Annotated in this window: 18 protein-coding genes and 1 tRNA gene; 17 read left to right on the top strand and 2 right to left on the bottom strand. The window is 41.7% G+C overall.

Annotated features, from left to right (window positions below; all coding sequences use genetic code 11):
• Position 1 precedes the first annotated feature (1 nt).
• The 15 genes from ACE38W_RS00485 to ACE38W_RS00415 all read left to right on the top strand — a co-directional run bounded on the left by ACE38W_RS00485 (position 2) and on the right by ACE38W_RS00415 (position 15,255).
• On the top strand, positions 2-4,936 hold the full coding sequence (locus ACE38W_RS00485; protein ID WP_375828230.1) for a phage tail tape measure protein: 4,935 nt from the start codon (positions 2-4) through the stop codon (positions 4,934-4,936).
• Entirely contained in the window at positions 4,933-5,136 is a 204-nt protein-coding gene (locus ACE38W_RS00480; RefSeq protein ID WP_375828228.1) for a hypothetical protein, read from the top strand. Before ACE38W_RS00485 ends, ACE38W_RS00480 begins: the two co-directional genes overlap by 4 nt.
• Positions 5,137-5,222: 86 nt before the next feature.
• A complete protein-coding gene (locus ACE38W_RS00475; protein ID WP_375828227.1) occupies positions 5,223-6,293 on the top strand; it encodes a head maturation protease, ClpP-related in 1,071 nt (356 codons plus the stop codon).
• 52 nt (positions 6,294-6,345) lie between these two features.
• Complete coding sequence (locus ACE38W_RS00470; protein ID WP_375828226.1) at positions 6,346-6,729, top strand: hypothetical protein; 384 nt, start codon at positions 6,346-6,348, stop codon at positions 6,727-6,729.
• A gap of 45 nt (positions 6,730-6,774) precedes the next feature.
• The gene (locus ACE38W_RS00465; RefSeq protein WP_375828225.1) at positions 6,775-7,794 is read left to right on the top strand and encodes a hypothetical protein; all 1,020 of its coding nucleotides are present in this window, start codon (positions 6,775-6,777) and stop codon (positions 7,792-7,794) included.
• A gap of 36 nt (positions 7,795-7,830) precedes the next feature.
• On the top strand, positions 7,831-8,400 hold the full coding sequence (locus tag ACE38W_RS00460) for a hypothetical protein (RefSeq protein WP_375828224.1): 570 nt from the start codon (positions 7,831-7,833) through the stop codon (positions 8,398-8,400).
• A gap of 11 nt (positions 8,401-8,411) precedes the next feature.
• Positions 8,412-8,729, top strand: a complete 318-nt coding sequence (locus ACE38W_RS00455) for a hypothetical protein (RefSeq protein WP_375828223.1) — start codon at positions 8,412-8,414, stop codon at positions 8,727-8,729.
• Positions 8,647-10,062 carry a hypothetical protein gene (locus ACE38W_RS00450; RefSeq protein ID WP_375828222.1) on the top strand — a complete coding sequence of 472 codons (1,416 nt, stop codon included), beginning with the start codon at positions 8,647-8,649 and terminating at the stop codon, positions 10,060-10,062. The genes ACE38W_RS00455 and ACE38W_RS00450 overlap by 83 nt, the downstream gene beginning before the upstream one ends.
• A gap of 25 nt (positions 10,063-10,087) precedes the next feature.
• Entirely contained in the window at positions 10,088-10,741 is a 654-nt protein-coding gene (locus tag ACE38W_RS00445) for a hypothetical protein (RefSeq protein WP_375828221.1), read from the top strand.
• A gap of 243 nt (positions 10,742-10,984) precedes the next feature.
• Complete coding sequence (locus ACE38W_RS00440) at positions 10,985-11,398, top strand: hypothetical protein (RefSeq protein WP_375828219.1); 414 nt, start codon at positions 10,985-10,987, stop codon at positions 11,396-11,398.
• A complete protein-coding gene (locus ACE38W_RS00435) occupies positions 11,395-11,790 on the top strand; it encodes a hypothetical protein (protein ID WP_375828218.1) in 396 nt (131 codons plus the stop codon). Before ACE38W_RS00440 ends, ACE38W_RS00435 begins: the two co-directional genes overlap by 4 nt.
• 12 nt (positions 11,791-11,802) lie before the next feature.
• Positions 11,803-12,147 carry a hypothetical protein gene (locus ACE38W_RS00430; RefSeq protein ID WP_375828216.1) on the top strand — a complete coding sequence of 115 codons (345 nt, stop codon included), beginning with the start codon at positions 11,803-11,805 and terminating at the stop codon, positions 12,145-12,147.
• 41 nt (positions 12,148-12,188) lie between these two features.
• The gene (locus ACE38W_RS00425) at positions 12,189-13,592 is read left to right on the top strand and encodes a hypothetical protein (RefSeq protein WP_375828215.1); all 1,404 of its coding nucleotides are present in this window, start codon (positions 12,189-12,191) and stop codon (positions 13,590-13,592) included.
• Between the two features lie 197 nt (positions 13,593-13,789).
• Positions 13,790-14,608, top strand: coding sequence for a hypothetical protein (locus ACE38W_RS00420; RefSeq protein WP_375828214.1), 819 nt, complete (start codon positions 13,790-13,792; stop codon positions 14,606-14,608).
• Positions 14,599-15,255, top strand: coding sequence for a hypothetical protein (locus ACE38W_RS00415; RefSeq protein ID WP_375828213.1), 657 nt, complete (start codon positions 14,599-14,601; stop codon positions 15,253-15,255). The genes ACE38W_RS00420 and ACE38W_RS00415 overlap by 10 nt, the downstream gene beginning before the upstream one ends.
• Before the next feature lie 11 nt (positions 15,256-15,266).
• On the opposite strand, the gene ACE38W_RS00410 is transcribed toward ACE38W_RS00415, so the two are convergent.
• Together ACE38W_RS00410 and ACE38W_RS00405 are read right to left on the bottom strand one after the other, a co-directional pair.
• Complete coding sequence (locus ACE38W_RS00410; RefSeq protein ID WP_375828212.1) at positions 15,267-16,655, bottom strand: hypothetical protein; 1,389 nt, start codon at positions 16,653-16,655, stop codon at positions 15,267-15,269.
• A 112-nt stretch (positions 16,656-16,767) separates the two neighbouring features.
• A tRNA-Arg gene (locus ACE38W_RS00405) sits at positions 16,768-16,841 on the bottom strand.
• Positions 16,842-16,965: 124 nt separating this feature from the next.
• Between ACE38W_RS00405 and ung the strand changes: the two genes are divergently transcribed.
• Positions 16,966-17,637 (top strand): uracil-DNA glycosylase, encoded by a 672-nt coding sequence (ung, locus tag ACE38W_RS00400; RefSeq protein ID WP_375828211.1) that lies wholly within the window; start codon positions 16,966-16,968, stop codon positions 17,635-17,637.
• Between the two features lie 63 nt (positions 17,638-17,700).
• Entirely contained in the window at positions 17,701-18,447 is a 747-nt protein-coding gene (locus ACE38W_RS00395; RefSeq protein WP_375828210.1) for a lysophospholipid acyltransferase family protein, read from the top strand.
• Positions 18,448-18,601: the final 154 nt, after the last annotated feature.

Genomic DNA, 18,601 nt, shown 5'->3' with positions numbered 1-18,601 from the left:
TATGGCTGTAGGAATAGTTGAAAAGATATACCAGGTTAAAAGCCGCGGCATTGATGAGCTTATACAACGTCTTCGTGACGTTAATGGTGAATTTGAACGTGTCCGGATATCTAAACAGGCAGCGCTGGATCTTCTTAATACCACCAAGGACGTTGCACAGGCAAAAAAGTTAACCGAGGAGCTACGTAACCTGCGGATTGAAGAAGCGGAACTGCGTGTCGAACGCCAGCGGCTTATGAATGAGGCCAAGGCCCAACAGGCCATCCGTCAGGCAGAAATTACCCAGCGGGAGCAACAAAGAACCTTCGTTAATGAGGAATTACAGAAACAGGCCGAACTCCGCACTGCTCGCGATCAGACAATGCTTCAAATAAAGCAGGAACAATTACAGCGCCAGCAAAGCATAACCCAACTCAAAACGCAAAAAGATGCTTATCTGGCTGCGGCTTCAGGTATCACAGCTGTAAAAAAGGAGGCAAGTGAACTTTATAAAGCTATAGAAGGTGTTAATCCAGGCTCCCCGGTATCATTCAGAGGCAATACGCTACAATATGATGAGGCAATAGCAAAACTAAAACAGTTAATGGCTACGGAGCAAGACTTCCGCAGGCAATTCTCCAAGGATGGGTTATTGGTAGCAGAATATACTTCTGGAATAGTTCAGGCTTTTAAAAGCATGGGATTGGATGACCTTATCGGTGGCCAAATAACAAAAGCCAATGGCCGCTTGCAATTGCTAAATTCTGAATTTAATACCTTAAAAACAGAGCTTTCTGAAATTCGCGTCACTGGTCAGGGCAGCCTTGATACGATTGAAAAAAAGTTAGTTGAGAACCGGCAGGAGGCGTTGCAACTGCAACAACAGGTAGGTCAGCTGCAGAAGGAATTCCGGGGGATGGGCGATATCGGTAATCAAATCACTACTGGGATTGCCCAAGGCTTTAAAGAGATGAAAGGTCAACTTGCGCAGTTTGTCATTGGGTATTTCGGCTTTCAAGCTGTTCTTTCTGGAGGACAAAAGCTTATTCAACAAAACTATGAGCTTTCAGATAGTATTGCCAGGATCAAAATATATACTAAGTCTACCACCAGTGATGTTAATGACCTTGTTGATAGCTTAAAAAAGCTTGATACTCGTACCTCCCTATCCGGATTGGTAGATGTAGCAACCATTGTGGCAAAGAAAGGGGTAGCACGGGAAGAAATTGTAGGTGTCACTCAGGCTTTAGACCAGTTGTTTGTTGTACTGGGTAAGGAAGTCGGTGATCCACATGAAGCTGTTTCCAGCCTGGTGAAGCTGGTAAATGTTTATAGTCATGATCAGCATGTCACAGCAAATAACATCTCTGATATTGGTGCTGCAATTGCCAAACTTACATCTTCCGGGGTAGCGACAGGTAGATTCCTGATAGATTTTAGTGAGCGAATGGCAGGTATCCGCGGTATTACTGGCCTTACCATTGATAAGGTCCTTGGCCTGGGTGCTGCTTTGGAAGAACTTGGGCAGCGTAGTGAAGTATCTGCGACAGCATTATCACAACTGGTAGTAAAGCTCTTCACTGATAGCGATAAGTATGCAAAGATCGCTGGTAAGTCTGTTGATGAATTCAATAAACTCTTACGTGATTCACCAATAGATGCCTTTGTGATGGTGGCTGAGAAATTGAAAGGCAATGCCGGTGAAATGGAAAAGTTTTTCGAAGGAGTATCTGACCTTCATGTCAAAGGTGGTAGGATAATAGGAGTTCTTGGTGATATCGCTGGTAATGCGGATTATGCCCGCAAACGACTCGCGGATGCATCCAAGGCCATGGGCGACCAGGCAGCCCTGGCCTCTGCCTTTAAAGAGAAAAACGAAACTTTTGCTGCAACACTTGATAAGATTGCAAAAAAGTTTGAGGTACTTGGATCGAACAGAGCTGTTCAGGCTACGTTACTTGGAATCGCATCCGTCATCACCTTCTTTCTTGGTAATCTACCAACACTTATTACACTATTAGGACTATGGGCCACAGGTTGGGCAATACTTAACAAAGAGGTTGTTATATCTCGTGCACAACTGCTACTGCTTAATGCGCAAATATTTGCAGGTCGCGTCGCATTGGCAGCATTAACTATCCTTCAGAATGCTTATGCAGTGAGTGTTGGCCTATTAACTGGGGCTTACCGTGGAGCTACCATCGCCGCCACCTTATTCAATTCCGTCATTCGTATTACACCGTTGGGAATTATCCTAACGGCTTTGGGATTGCTTGCTGGAGCACTTGCAGTATTTGCCGCTACTACAACAGGTACAACTGAAGCGCTGAAGGCTCATGCAGCACAACTGCGAGTTAATGGAGAAATAACCGCTGCAGCCAAAGCACAAACCGAAGGTATTACCAATAGAATAGCGGTACTCACAAAGGTAGTGCGAGACAATACCGCTAGTCTTGGAAGTCGCCAGCAGGCATTGAAAGATTTGATTGCTATTGCACCTGAATACCTTGGTAAGTTAACCTTGGAAAATATCAAAACATCAGAAGGTAAAGCAATCCTGGACGGTTATATCCAATCTCTCAGGAAAAAAGCAGAGTTACAGGCAGGTGAATCTATAGCTAATAAGGCTATAGAAGAACGTACGCAATTAGAAAAAACGCTGTATGATTTAGAAGTGAAGCGCAGCCAGGGTAAAACCGGCAAAAGAGATTTATCGGATGCTGAGGCGTCATACCTTCCAACCAGCAGGAAAATACCGTTTGGTGCTGCTGTAGGCAGCATATTCGGAAATAGCACTGTCGATGCTGCCATCGCAGGAGTAAAAGACGCTATCGCAGAAAAAAATAAGGAAATCGATGCGGCTAATAAGTTTTTGGAGGATAAGTATTCCAAGCTTACAAATACTGTAAACAAAGGTGAAAAGAAAAGACGTGAGATAAGGACACCACAAACCTTGAAAGATGAAATCGCATCATTAGATAATGAGATTTCAATTACCGAATTAGGTACCGACAAACTTAAACAGCTTGTTCATAAGCGAGAAGCTTTACAGAAGGAATACAATGACGCACTGGACAAAACCAAAGAAAAAGAATATCGTGGTGCAAAGCTGTCTGGTGCCGACAGAGATGTTCTTCGTGAAATAGATGCCTCCCGAGATCAGTTACTGGCAGCGGAAAAGCTCAAATTCACTAAGGGAGAAGAACAGGAAGAGGATTATCTACGTACAATTCTGAAAATCAACCAGGATGCAATTGATAAAAAGCTAAAGGCTATATCAACAGGCAACGCTGCTGAAAAACAGAAAACCGCCGAGCTTCAACTGCAAAGAATTACAGACGAAAGAGAGACAAATGAAAAGATCTTCCAGTTACGAGAAGCTGCATTAAAAAATGAATTTGAACAGACAAAGAAAAAAGCTGAATCCCAATTACGATCAGTAAATGATAATCCTTTATCCACAGAAGGTCAACGCGCTCAGGCTAAACTGGAAGCTGATAAAACAATACTATCAGCACAGGAGACCTTTAATGATTCCATGGATAAACTGGAACAGGAGCTTTCCATCGATTCTAAGAAAACAGCCGAGGATCGCGGCATAGCACTCCAACAGATCCAACTGGATATAAATAAGGACCAACTGGCAAATGAAAAAGCTGCCATTGCTGATCTGCACGCCACCGCAGAAAAAGGTATTGCTGAATATAAGGCCAATTTAGCGAAAATTAGAACTGACATTCTCAGTGATCCGTCTCTTTCCTTCAGCCAAAAAACCAAGCTGGTAAACAAGATTGATAAAACAGAAAATGTTGGTATTCTGGCCAGAGAAGTAGCTGATTTGAAAACACAGCTACCTATCTATCAAAAACTTCTGACCGAGAAAAAAATTACGGAAACAGAGTATTACCAGTTTCTTGAAAAAATACATGAGAAACAGGCTGCGCTATATAATGCCCAGGAAGATGCAGCTGCTATCAACATTAAGAGTACTACCGATTTGTTGAAAGATGGTCTAATGCAAGGTTTGGGAATTTCTTCCGAATATGCTGGCATTGTTGGTAAAGCATTGGCGGAAAGCATGAATCTTGCGCAAGATGCCATGAACGGCTATTTTGATGCAGAACGCGCCAGGATAGAGGAAAGCAAACAATTACTACTGGATCGGCTTGAGATCGAGAAAAATCAGGCGAAAGCCAGAGCCCAAACTGTAGCACAGCAACAGCGTATAGATGACGCATATGCATTAAAAAAGAAACAAGCAGAGCAAAAAGCAGGTGAGGAACTGAAAAAATCAAAGAAGTCTGAAGCCAAAATTGCGCTTGCTACTGAGTTGGCAAACATCTGGGCTACGGCTTATCAGCTGGGGCCAATTGCGGGCCCGATTGCGGGGGCAGCTTTTTCTTTACTTGCATTAGGTAGGTATGCCTTACGCCTCCGCGAAATTGATAGCACCAAATTTGAATTCGGTGGTCGTGCTGGTGATGTACCAACTCGTGGTGGTCGTTTTGGTGGCAATGACCATAGCAGAGGAGGTACACCATTTTGGTTCCGTGGTAGAGCATATGAAAGTGAAGTCAATGAGCTGGCTGTTATTCGTACAAAGAATGCTCCTACCGGCAGATTTACCATATCAGGAAGCCAGGATCAAATTGCATCAGCTTTAAATCAAATTGGGGGTGGCGTTTCATTTGCTCCCGGTGCTGCTGTATCTACATTTGCTTATGGTGGTAATTTAGGAGCATCTTTATCAGCTCCGTCGTTTGCCCCATTAAGTTCAGCGGTTACCGTTCACCACTACTCAGACAACACTGAAATGATTAAAATATTACAAGAACAAGCGAAAGCTATTCAAGCAGTCAATGGTCGTATTGATCGGTTACAGGTTGTCCAGGATCCACGTACTGTAAAGCATGCACAGGATAAAATTGTTAAACAAGAAACACCTGGAACATTATGACTGAACTAGATAAAAAGCTACAAGAGTACGCTTTAATGAACTGGCCATACTTTGTTCAGCTCATTGGTGAAGAAGCAGTACTAAAAGCAAAAACCTGCTTACTGAGACAGAATAATGCCAGCTATACGGCCATTGCAATTAAATTAGGTATTACGGAGAAGCAGGCACGTCTTCGTTGTGACAAATGTGAAGAAAAATAACCCTGCCCTTTTTAGGCAGGGAAACATGTCCTTGGTGACGTTTTCACATCGATTTAAATGCAGCTTTACATCAGAAATAAAGCTGCATGAAGTTCCATATCCTCAATCACTATTCCGCTAAAAACAACGCTAATTCACTTGATATCCACATTGATGGTGAAATTGTTGATGCTCAAACGCAGCAAATATTTGAAAAATGGTTTGGTGATGAGACTTCTGTTTCATTTCGCTCTTTTCGTAATCAGATAGAATCCTCCGGTGCAAGCATTATAAATGTTTACATCAACTCTCCTGGTGGTATGGTAACTGATGCCATGGCCATGCATGACTATCTTAAAGATCTACAATCTAAAGGAAAAACAGTGAACACCTATGGCCGGGGTATAATCGCCTCTGCATCTACTTATGTTCTCATGGCTTCAAATAAACCAGAAATGAGTAAAAACTCCTGGTTCATGATTCATAATGTAAGTGGTTTCGCTTATGGAGATGTCAACCAAATGGAGCAGCAAACAGCCATTATACGCCAGTTCAATGACCAGGTACGAGATTTCTATGCTGACGCAACCGGTATAAGGAAAGAGGACATCACCAAAATGATGAATGCCGAAACCTGGTTAACAGCTGAAGAAGCCAAAGACAAAGGTTTCATTTCATCCATATCAGGAGATGCTGTCTTCAATAAAGCCATTCCCCAAAATCTATGGCCTTATAACAATATGGCTCCGCTAACAGCTTATAACAATGCGGTTAAAGAGCCACCAATACCGCAACCTTCCGTACAAGAATTTATACTTAACCAATTTTCTGATATGAAAAACTTTTTCACCAATCTATTTAATACTGCGCGGAAGGACGTGACGCCAGCTGAGAATGCTACTCCTGGCGAAATCGCGACGCAAATTCTCAATGCTTTGGAAGAGCCATTTAAAGGTATTGAAACTGAGGTGCAGACAATGGTAAATACTGCCATCGCAAATCAACGGCAGGAAATTGAGACCAGCATAACCAACACGTTAACTGAAAAGATCACCAACCTGGAATCTGCCAATACCGCATTGCAGAATGAAATCGCGCAATTGAAGGGTAACAAATCAACCAATAAAAATGCAGATCCTGCGCCCAGGATTGTAGGTTCCTTCTCCAGTAATGATTAAAAAGGTTATGTCCTAAGATTATTCTTTCATCCATTGTTTTAATTCTTTAATCATGAATGCTATCGACAACAGCAATCTTATTAACTACTGTCGTTCCGGCTGTGATATCACTTCCTTTTTGCCAACTGTTGCATACACATATGATGCTGGAGCTAAAACGGTAGCTGTAACCGATAATACCACATTTGGTAACGGTGATACACTGAAAAAAGTACATATCAAAGTACTGGATCAATTTGGTGGAGAAGTTCGTGGCACTATTACGGCCACCGGTACGCCTGGCAAACAAATCATTGATGTCTCTTCGCTAAATGTATCAAAGGGCCTCAGTGTAAATTCAACAGTTATATCCAATGCCGGTTTTGTCGCGGATGGTTCTGCAGTGAATATCGGAGCTGCTGGCAGCCTATCCCGTTGGAACAAAAGATCAAGCTAAAAATTGCCCTACCGGGCTTTTCATCCATTGTTAATAACAACCAACATGCAAACTTTTTCCATTGATAGTTTAGCCCTTCACGAAATGGTTGTGGTTCCTGCATTTGCAGATTTGGTACCACAGCAATTTCCTTTCACTGGCCTTCTGAATGAATGGACAGTGATGGACAATGTAGCATCCTCGAGACAAATCATTGATATCCGTCGTGTTCAGAATATCCTTCAACGTCGGGATGCTTCATGTGATATCAACTACAAGAAAGTTGTAGGTGCAACAACTCGTAAGATCTACACAGAAGAAATTTATGGTGCAACAGCTCATTGTCGCCAGGAGTTTTACCAGGGATGCCTGAAAGACTGGAGAGCCAAAGACCCAGTTTTTGGCGATAAAATTTTACCATTCTTCCAACAAATCATTCATACCGATGTAGCTTCCAACTGCTATTTCGGTGATGTAGACAGGGTTGTACCAGTTGGCGCACAATGGAGTACCAATATTTTTGATGGTATCTTTAAGTGGGCTAAAAAGTACATTAGCGCAGGAGTTATTCCTGCATCTTCCACCTTCCAGATTGCAGACAACACGGACTTCATGGCGAATCCGGAGTTAGCCTATGCTTTAATAGAAAAGCTGTATCAAGGGCAATCTGTAATGATGCGAGCTTTCCCCGCTGCTCAAAAAGCAATGTATGTTACACAACAGTTAGCAGACGGTTATCAAAAATACCTTCAGCTATTTTCAAAGGAAAAAGATGGCTATACAATTCTGGCAGATGGAATCCAACAGCTGTCTTACCAACGTATACCGATCCTGGTCGTTGATATTTGGGAGCCAATCATCCAAGAACTCAAAGGTTCTCATGGACATGCTGCTATACTCACCCTCCGAAGCAATTTTGTATTTGGAACGGACAAGACCTATGGAGAAGGTGAGGATGGAAAAACCGCTCTGATGGTATGGTATGAAAGAAAGGATATGCAGTGGTATTACCAAATGTTCCTAAAGGCCGGCACACAGATTGGCCTTCCAGAGTTCTTTGTTATCGCCGTTAGCAGCTGGTCCTAATTTTTCATTGATTGTTCACTTCTGAAAAAATGTAAAATGCTCTGTGTTAAATTAAAAGATAACAAACGCACCTGTACCGGAGTTTCCGGAGGAATTAGCAATGCTGTTCTTTTTGATCCTGCTGATTTCAACTTTACACAAACCACACCGGACGATGGGTACTCAGCGATAGCTTTACGCGAAGGCGCGACGGCAGCCGGCGGCGCTAAAATGTTCGACTTCCAATTCCAGATAAATGAAGCTGAAAGAAAGGTGAAGGTTTCCAGGAAAGGGCCTTCAGTAAAATATGAACATGAGTTGTCTCTTCAGGTGCCTCAGTTATCACAAGACCGTACTACCTTCTTTCAAATGTTAGATGCTGGTAGTACTTGCTGCGGCGTCGGCATGATACTCCGCCATAACGATGGTAAAATTTTCGTTATAGGTGAACGTTTCGTCAACGATGAAGAAATTACAAAGTTCCTGCTGCAGCATGACGGAAGTGATGGCGGTAGCGGCAAACAGTTTGATGATTTCAACGGGATGAATGTCGTGCTAAAGGCTAATTATACCCGCGAACTAGTTGAATTTACCGGAGCCTGGTCCGCTATTACTGCACTTATGTAATTCTACCTTGCATGGTTAAGATCAATAAACAATTCAAGGCCACTGTTATCGCTTATGGCAACAGTGGCCTTCCTTTAGGACAGCGAGAAGACCTTGATGACCTTGCCATCATTGCATTACGGTCACAGGATCCAACGCTTCTGCGACTGTTCGACAATCTTCCTTCCTTGGAAGTTCTCCTGAAACAGAAGACTGAAAAAGCCTTATCACAGCTCAGACCCATACTTTTGAACGATGGCTCAAAAAATGAAAACGAAAGCACAGACATCCGAGACGATGACTTCGCAGCCGTCAAAAACAAAAGCGAAGAAGAGCCCTCTGGTGAGTAACGATATCCGTATTGATGCTCGCGATCCGATACCGTTTAAAAATACAGGGTTTGCCTATAGCATCGTTGCGGGAGCGAAATATCTGCCCTTTTTATCCTCCGGAAATTATTCAGACTCTTTAATGAATGATTTATTGGAGGCTCGTTTACTGTCTCCAACTCATAACCGCTGCATTACTTCTAAAGCGAAGTATTCATCTGGATCTGGATTTCAGCACACTGCCGGTACTGATCTGGATGAGAAGTTTATGGACTGGTTAAAAGTTATGAACCAACGACGCGAAGGCCTGACACGTATAAACAGGCAACTTTTTGAAAGCCATTATACATGGGGTAACACCCCTATAGAGGTAGTGCGTTACAAGGTTGCAGGAACTCCATATTTCTGCGTGTATATACACAACGCCAGAGAGTGGCGATTAGGTACTCCGGATGATACTGACATTGTTAGGTATGGTGTACAATCCAAGCTATTCCTACATTCCAAAGGATATTTAAGCGCGGCTCAACTGAAGAATTCAAAGACCCTTCCTATTTATAATCCTCTTTGCTCAGAAAAAGACAATTGGTATATAGATGAAAATGGGACCCAAAGAACACTTATCTGGTATAAGAATGATTTTACAGGGATCGACTATTATGGTCTGCCCTCTGCTATTTCATCTATGATTAACCAGGTATTGGAGTATAAAGGTGCCAGGTATAACCTCGATAACTTTGAGAATAACATGGTAGTATCTGCCATCCTTGCTCTAAAAGGCAATCTTTCGCAGGAGGAGGCCGACAGAATTGGAAAAAAAGTCATCCAAACCCACACTGGAGATGGAAAAAGAGGTCGCGTTCAGGTGGTTGCATCAGAAGAAGGAATTACCGGTTCTGAGCTTCACACAATGGATACTACTAAGGATGGTAGCTTTATAGAAGCGGATCATACATGGCAGCAAAAGATCTTTATGGCCAATGAATGGGATCCAATTCTCTGCGGTATGCTTTCCGACAGCACAATGGGAAAGGGTGCTGGGTTTCTTACTAAAGTCCTGGAGCAAGCAAACAACACTGTTATACGACCGGATCAACAGTCATGCTATGAGGACGTATGGTTTCACATACTCACAATTGGAAAGGCCTGGATGGGCTGGAACATTGATCCTGCCAATATCAGCATCAAATCAAATATTGATATCAGTGGTCTGACTGATGTAGATATCACACCAGCGGTAAAAAGAAATGAAGTTCGGCGTGCTAAGAATTTGCCTGAAGATCCTTCTCCAGCTGGCGATATGTACTTATCTGATCTTAAATCACAGAAAGGAGGTAAGGATGTACAGAATTAATGAGCTATTTCGCAATGTTTTAATTATGCCTGATGAAGTAATCAAGCATGCGGAAACCCCACATGATATTGATCATAGAAAAATTCTTCAAAGCATTATTGTAGCTGAGGAACGTTTAGTACGGCCATGTTTGGGAGATGCATTTTATTATGCATTACTCGATGCAAAGAATGTTCAGGTTACACTTGCAAACAGGGATAGTCTACAGGGGCAGATTGAAGCCGCTGGTTATACAGAAATAACTCTTCAGATTGGCAATATTCTTAACTCATCAGATTTTTTACCCACATCTTTCCTTACCCTTTGGCAACAGCACCTTTGGAAGCTTACAGCCGAATGTGTAATGTTATCTGCCATACCTGGAAACTTTGTTCAATTTACATCAGCCGCAGTTGTTCATGGTGTGCCTGCATCCGGACCAATGACTACCGCCGGTGTAGTGTCGCCATCCTTGTCTGCAGTAAAATGGTCAATGGACAAACAGATGATGGACAGAATAGATCCATTGATGGAGGCAATGCACGCGTGGTTATGCCATCACAAATCAGAGTATCCTCTTTACAAAAAAGATTGCGGTTGTGATGCAAAAGGTATTGCATATAAACGTAAGTCCGATATCATATTGGGCTTATATGATGATACTGATAATCAAAAATCATATTGCTGCTATGAAGATTAAAAATATAATTATTGGTTGGGGAAAACGCTTTGGTATTTTTCCAACTTCTGAAGCTGAGAAAAAATTATCAGACTTACGGCTTAATCTATGTAGCCTGTGTCCAGATTCTCGCCATAGTAGTGTTTTGGAAATCCTCAATGGTGAAGGCAGGTATATTGATACCCTCAAATGCAGCCGGTGTACTTGTCCGTGTCTGGAAAAAACCCTGGTCTTAAAAGAGTCCTGTCCAATTGGAAAATGGTAATGAATATAAACGATTTTATAAAGCATTATTGCCAGTGTACAGGCGAAGAATTGTCTCCCAAGGCAGCTGGTGGACCATATGCTTATTATAAACGGTATTGTGTCTGTAGCGGCTGTATTCACAGTCTACCAATGTTATCAACTACAGGCGTCGAACCTACAAATTTCCCTGTTACTGTTATCAGTGTTACCGGTGAGGTGGTCGGTATAGCGCAAGATAAAGCCGAATATATTACAAAATGGAATACGGATATCAATAACCAGGCACTGGGCCTATTATCAGGAACTACTGGGCTTTTCCAGTTCATACTTCTTGCCAAGGACTGCAAAAATTTGATAACGCATGTTTCAGGAAATTCTATTAGTACATACTCCCGGTTATTTGAAGAAAAATTTGAAAAAGTATTTGAATGAGACAGGAAATTCAAGATTTCAAAGACCTGGTAAAGACAAGTATATCAGATAAGACCCTTCCAGGTAGCATTCTTAAATCAGATGTGGCTGGTAGATTTAACGGATTGGCTGATCTTCTTGATTGGTTTTTGGATAGCATCGGGCCTGTTAAAATTCTGTTTCAGGCTGATGGATCCTATGTACCACAAACCGGAAAGGTTATCGAATTTATTACGATTCTGCCTACATCTGATATCACTTTGCAAATAGGACTTGAGCCAGGTGGTGATGAGATACAGCCAGCCGAAAAATTGGAATCAGGCAAATTAGCATTTGCTACTGTTTATACTAACGCTACAATATACTTTACTGGTATCACCAGTGATACAACAATCAAATTCTATACACGCTAAATCCATTGTTAAATGCAAAATGTTATTCTCTTTACCCACTCAAAAACCATTGTAAACAACTTCGTCGGCTGGACACTGGGTAACTATGCTCCTGGTGCGAATTTGCCATTAAGCACAGACCATTTCTTCACATTACCAGCCGGCCAGTTATTACATGCTATTGCCATTACACCATCGAGCGATATTGTTTTATCGATCGGATCAACTCCAGGGGCAGCTGATATTCAACCTGATATTGAGTTAAAAGCCAATGAGTCCTTTCTTACCATGATCGGTAAGTTCTCGGCTTTTTCCGATCTACAGATTTTCTTTAATGGAATTAGCCAAGACGCACTTGTTAAATTCTTTATCATTTAATCTGAGTTACATCTTCTCCGTCACTTAATCTCAACTACATCATGAAACAAATTTCGTTCATTGTTTTAACCTTCTTTATTTCTTTGACAACCTTTGCCCAAACCTCTGGTAACTTTTCCAAGGTAACTGTCAAAGACAGTATTTATTTAGCCGGCAAATGGATAAAATCCTGGCCTACTACTGGTATCAATTTGTACAACAGCGATGGCGCTCTAACTTCCGACAGAACTATTTCTGCTAATGACAAATCGCTGGTTTTTGATTTGCAAAGTGAGACAGGTGCATATAGTTACGCTGGTTTGTTCCCTTCATCTAACGTAATTCAGTTAGGTACAGGAAACAGCAGTCAAAGTACAGGATGGTTTACCCTGCAAGCTGATCATACAACACAATCAGTTATAAATCCATTGAACGGTACATCAATCACAATGATACCCAATGGATTGGCCTTTGACCAGTTTACACCAGCAACGTCTTGGAGGACTAAATTTTTGATGCTTACAGATTTTCAAAATATCACATTTCCAGAATATTCAAATTCTGGAGACTCAGTTTTAACTACGGATGGTACAGGTAGGTTAAAACTAATTTTCCCGAAAAAGTTTGCCGCTGGAAATACCGGCGAGTTACAATTTAATGATGATGGGCAGTTAGGGGCAATCGCAGGGTCGAAATATAACAAATCCACTGGGTATACTGGATTTGGCACTCAACAGCCTAAGTACAAAATCGATGTCGCTGGTACAATCGCCACAACAGGTGATTCAGCCTGTATTGTGCTGAACGACCGATATTTTACACAATATGAATCGTTGGGTTATTTTAATCGCTGGAAACTTATTGCTGATACAGAGAAGTTAATCTTCTTTAACAACAATAGTACACGGGGCGCTGGTGATAAATATGCATGGGTACTAAAACCCAGTAACACTGAGACGGGTTTGTATAATTTGGGTATCAACGTTACTGACCCAATAAATGCACTGGATGTTCGTGGGGCTAAAGCGCGTTTCAGAGCTACAAATGGAAATTCAAGCCTCCTTTTTGATTTGGATACATACGCCGGTGCTGCCAGTATTCAGGCACTGGATACCAGTGGTATTTTGCTTAGACCTCTTTATTTAAACCCTGGTGGTGGGGATGTAGTAGCAGGTAATCAAATTGTTGCAAAAGGATTATCCTTAAAAACAGGCAATTCAGACGACCGCACAGGTACAGCTTCATTTCCATCTGGAACAACTTCTGTCACCATCAATACAACAGCGGTAACAGCCAATTCTAAAATATTTTTGACCATTAACATTCCTACATCATCACCGGTAGCAGGTCTTAGTCCTGCATTCGTCGGCACACGCTCGCCAGGTAACAACTTTACAATTGTATGGAACACTGCCGCAAGCGGTACATCTGGTACGGTATCCTGGATGATTGTTGAACCGAATTAATTCCCAGCCATGAAAGAAAATCTATTAGTTTTTTGTGCAGGTACAGCTGGCAGTCTCTTATCTGGCTGTACCCATCTCCTGACAGGGGTTGTTGTACCGGGAATGATATCTGGAGTTGTCGCTATCGCAGCAAAAGATATTTACCTCCTAATCAAGAATAATCGCCAACACATTTTTTCATTCATAAAACGTTTGTTATGCCGGAAACAAAAATAGGATTATCCCAGGTGGAGCGTCCAGCGCCTCAGTGGTATCGGCGCTTACAAAATGGCTTTATTATATTTCTCATACCTGGTGCATCAGCATTGGCGCAAAGCTGGGGATTTACTGATCATCAATTAACGCGGATACTGGCAGTTCTTACTTTCATTCCCGCAATATTGAAAGGTATAGGTGTCTTTTTAGGTAATGGCCAAAACTATACTGAAAGTGCAAAAAGCGTGTTGATAATCATCGGAACAGTAGCAATATTATCCGGGTGTAACTCGGTGCCAAAAGCACGGAGCACATTTGAACGAAATCCTGACGCCTTTGCTGATCTGTCTGCAAAATATTATCCGTGTATTCCTGACAGCGTTGGAAAAATACCTGTATTCAGGCCCGCAGATAACAAAGATCATTCACCAGAAATCGAAAAGGTACATTCTGATGTGGATAGTCTAAAATTACAATTGGAACATGCGCGAAAGTATGCAGCCGACAGCATTTCCAAGAAATGTGCAGATCTGGTTTCCACCTTTCAAAATAGAACCAATAAACTCCTTTATTCTATTGATAGCCTTAAAAGGACATACAAACCATGCCTGCCCGATTCTGTTCCTGTACCATACCCTGTACGCAGCACTGCAGAAATGGCGCTGATAACACAATTGAAGGAGGAGCTTAATAAAAAGCAAGCAACAATTGCAGACCAAAATCATACACTGATTGTCTATAAAGTTATTGGCTGGATCTGCATTATAGTAGCTATTGTCTACATATTCTTAACTATCAAAAAACTTTTTCAATGGCGTTAAAAAATTTCTACCCAGAAAAACCAGTACTGCCATATCAGAGGACAAAGGTAGAAATGCCAGCCGTTGTTGTTGAGATGAAAACACGGAATGTACCTGCGCCAGTGCTCCATTCCGCGTACATTATGTTCAGAAATGAATCAGCAAACGGCAGTAAAGGTATAAACAATAACCCTATCGGTATTCAGGCGGATGCCAAACGCTGGCCAAAACAATTTGATGATCTCATTGCAGGTACTGTTTATATGAATGAAAATGGTACTGGCAAGCCTCGCATTTTTCTGGCGCTCAACCGGTGGGAAGACAGTATCACCATACTATTAAACCGTGTTCAAGATCGCGGATTGTTTGTTGGTGGATTTGAATCTTTGGTAACAAAAAAGAATGTACTGGACCAGATCAGTTTAAAGGATGCATACCAGCGCAATTACATTGTCTGGCCCAAAAGCGGACAGCGGTGGAAGGGGCGGCTGTTAACTGCTAATTATAAACCTACACCAGTAGATGAAAAAGAAGCTCTACAGGGCGTAAACTTAGCTGTGGCTTATTATCGCAGCTGGGCGAAAGGAGATGCTGCTGCCTGGCCTACACCACAAGAAGCACAGAACTTACTTTCTATGTACCGACAAGCATTAACCATCTTCCAGTAAAAAAGCCCGGATTATTCCGGGCTTTTCGTTGAAGCCAACAGTTGTTTCTTGATCTCACGTTTAAGCTCTAGTTCTCTGTGATTTGATTTTACGTCGTAAACATTCTCGACCATTTTAGTGCTGCTATGACTATTTTTCTCAGCTGCCATCTGCTGCGCCTTTTTTATTGCCTCCTTGGCGATTCTTTCTGCCTCCCTGTCTATGAGATCCGTATTTTCTTTGTGCTTTGCACTGTAGATATCCTCGGTTACCTTTAATTTTCTAATATCAGGGTCTTTACTATCCTTAATATGCTTTTTCCATCTGCGCGATATTTGAGCCGCATCTATTGATACAGGGCCAGGCTTTAACCCTCTGGCAAATACAAAATCATCTTCTCTTTGGGCATCAGTCCTGGTATCAGATTCTGGGTAATCCTCCATTACCTCAATCCAATAATGCAGGACATCATCAGGTATCTCTTTTACTTTTTCCTCATACCCCACTCCTTTCTCATCAATGATCACATAAGTCTGATTTGAAAGATTTACATTTTTGCGTTTAAGTCTCATGAATTCAGTTTCACGTGTATGTGAGCTGGAAAATATAGCGTAGAATCTTCCAAACCGGTAGTATTTCTCTAGCAGATAGTTTAAAATTACACTATGGGCTTTTTCTCCTAAGATTTTACGTTTTGCTTTTTTTACAACTTTCCTTTTTGCTAAGCCCTCCACTGGGTTAAATGGAACAACGCCATGATCTTCTAATTCAATAAACAGAATACTTAAATCTTTCTTGTAGGAATTATAATTATTATTGGTCCAGCATCCATTTTTGTTGCTTTCTTTATTAAGACCCACCTGGTCCAGAATAGCACGTATATGCAATTTGGTAAAACTGGAAATAGGATCAGTTGCTAAGGTTCCCAGGAATGCCATATTCTTCTTTACAGGATAAACTGCCTGGTCGCTGTTATCATAATAAAGTTGCTCTGCTGCATTAACTATGTGCGGTATTTTATTACGTATATCCTTACGGGTATTTTCAGACATGCTTTTTGATTCAACCGCATAGGTAAGTGCTTGTTTTAAGTTCGATTTTCTACCTACACCGGTGCTTTCCTGATCTGGCTCTTTTTTCGAACAAGTTTTTAATATTGGATTGTACCCAGCATCCAATAATTTTCCCTCCAGCTCTATCAAATGGGTAACGGCAGCCTGTCTTTCCTTTAGCGTGTTGGCGCTATTAAGACCAGCTTTTAAAACTTTCTTGTAGCCCTTGGGCCATCGCGCTTTTAAACGGTCATCGTAAAACCGATATTCGATTCGCCAAATTTTTTTAAGTGAAGCTTTACTGGTATGCCAGTTAGAAGGAAAAACATTGAACTCTGATCGGCGGCAATTGTTGGGAAGGTTTTGCATGTCAATGAAATTTTAATTTGTCAACTTTTTTGTCAACTTTTAAAACTTCACTTTTAGTAGCCGGTATCTGTAGATACAGTAAAAACCGCCATGGTAGCGGTTTTTACTTCTGTGTCCCGGATTGGATTCGAACCAATGACCTACTGCTTAGAAGGCAGTTGCTCTATCCAGCTGAGCTACCGAGACATTTTTTCCCTTTCTGACAAAGATTCTTGTGTGTATCTCTATCGTTTTGGGAGTGCAAATGTATAATTTTTCTGATTAAAAAAACAAATTAATTTTATTTTTTTTCAATAATGTTGTGATTACTATGGACGTAAAAATTGAATCAAGCTGGAAATCAGTGCTCAAAGATGAGTTTAAAAAGTCTTATTTCGAGCATATTGTCATGTATCTGAAAAGCGAGAAAGCATTAGGTAAAACCATCTTCCCTAAAGGAGAAGAGATCTTTAACGCCTTCGATAAAACTCCTTTCGACAAAGTAAAAGTAGTAATTCTTGGCCAAGACCCATACCATAACGAAGGCCAGGCCCACGGACTCTGTTTTTCTGTACAGGATGGTATTAAACCTCCACCGTCCCTTGTAAATATCTATAAAGAAATGAAATCGGACCTCGGCCTCGAACCGCCACAGGGCGGTAACCTCACCAAATGGGCCGAACATGGGGTACTGATGCTCAACGCCTTCCTGACCGTACGCGCGCATGAACCTGCATCCCATTCCAAAATCGGCTGGGAAAATTTTACAGATGCTGTTATCAGGAAAATATCAGAAGAAAAAAGAGATGTGGTATTTTTGCTGTGGGGAAGATTTGCCCAGGATAAACAAATCCTCGTAGACGCTACCAAACACCATATTCTCAAAGCAGCACACCCATCGCCTTTTAGCGCCGATAAAGGATTCTTCGGATGTAAACACTTCTCCAAAACAAATGAAATTCTCTCCAAAGCAGGTATTGAACCCGTTGACTGGAGATTATAATTTCAAATGGAATAAAATTAATATATTAGCTAACGCACGCTAGTAGCGAAAGTGAACGGCTATATGAAACTGATAAAAAACATCTTCGGAAAAATATTTGCACTATACGCACTCCTGCTCTTCGCAGGAACAATGCTCATTGTGTTTATTCCAATATGGATCTACTCCTTCTTTCCTGACCCTAAAAAAACCAAAGGTTTCATCACCATCGGAAGAATATGGATGAAAGTCTATATGCCCCTGATCGGCTGCCCGGTAAGGATCAAAGGGACAGAATATTTTGAAGAAGGAAAAACATACGTGGTTGTATGCAACCACAACGCGCTCATCGATGTACCGGTGACCACTCCCGGCGTGCCTGGCGTAAATAAAACACTCGCCAAAGCCTCTATGGGCAAAATACCGCTCTTCGGTGTACTCTATCGCATCGGCGGTATCCTGGTAGACCGCAAAGATGAACAAAGTCGTAAAAACAGCGTCGTTCAGATGCGGGAAGCGCTCGCAAAAGGCATGCATATGCTCCTCTACCCAGAAGGCACCAGAAACCGCACTAATGAGCCCCTAAAGCCCTTTTATGACGGTGCATTCGCACTTGCCATTGAAGCACAAGTGCCCATCATACCTTCTCTCCTGTTTCATACCAAAATAGTCAACCCCGCTGATAAAGGATTCTACGCCTGGCCACATCACATCGATTACCACTTCCTCCCGCCCGTGTCTACCGCCGGACTCACCAAAGACGATGTAGCCATGCTGAGAGAAAAAGTCTTTAAAATCATGTGGGACTACTACATTAACAATAACGTATAAACGAAATTATATTTCCTTATAAACAAAAAAATGGATGGCTCACCACGCCATCCATTTTTTTGTTTGTTTTAAATTAACTTATTCATATTTCACTGATTCCCAAATACTCCGGAATTATTACTGCAACCCTGCTGCAGTAGCCATTTTCTTTAAC

Source organism: Chitinophaga sp. Hz27 (assembly GCF_042263525.1).
Taxonomy (GTDB): Bacteria; Bacteroidota; Bacteroidia; order Chitinophagales; family Chitinophagaceae; genus Chitinophaga.
The sequence above is the reverse complement of the archived record's forward strand: the minus strand, read 5'-3'. Positions and strand labels throughout refer to the sequence as shown.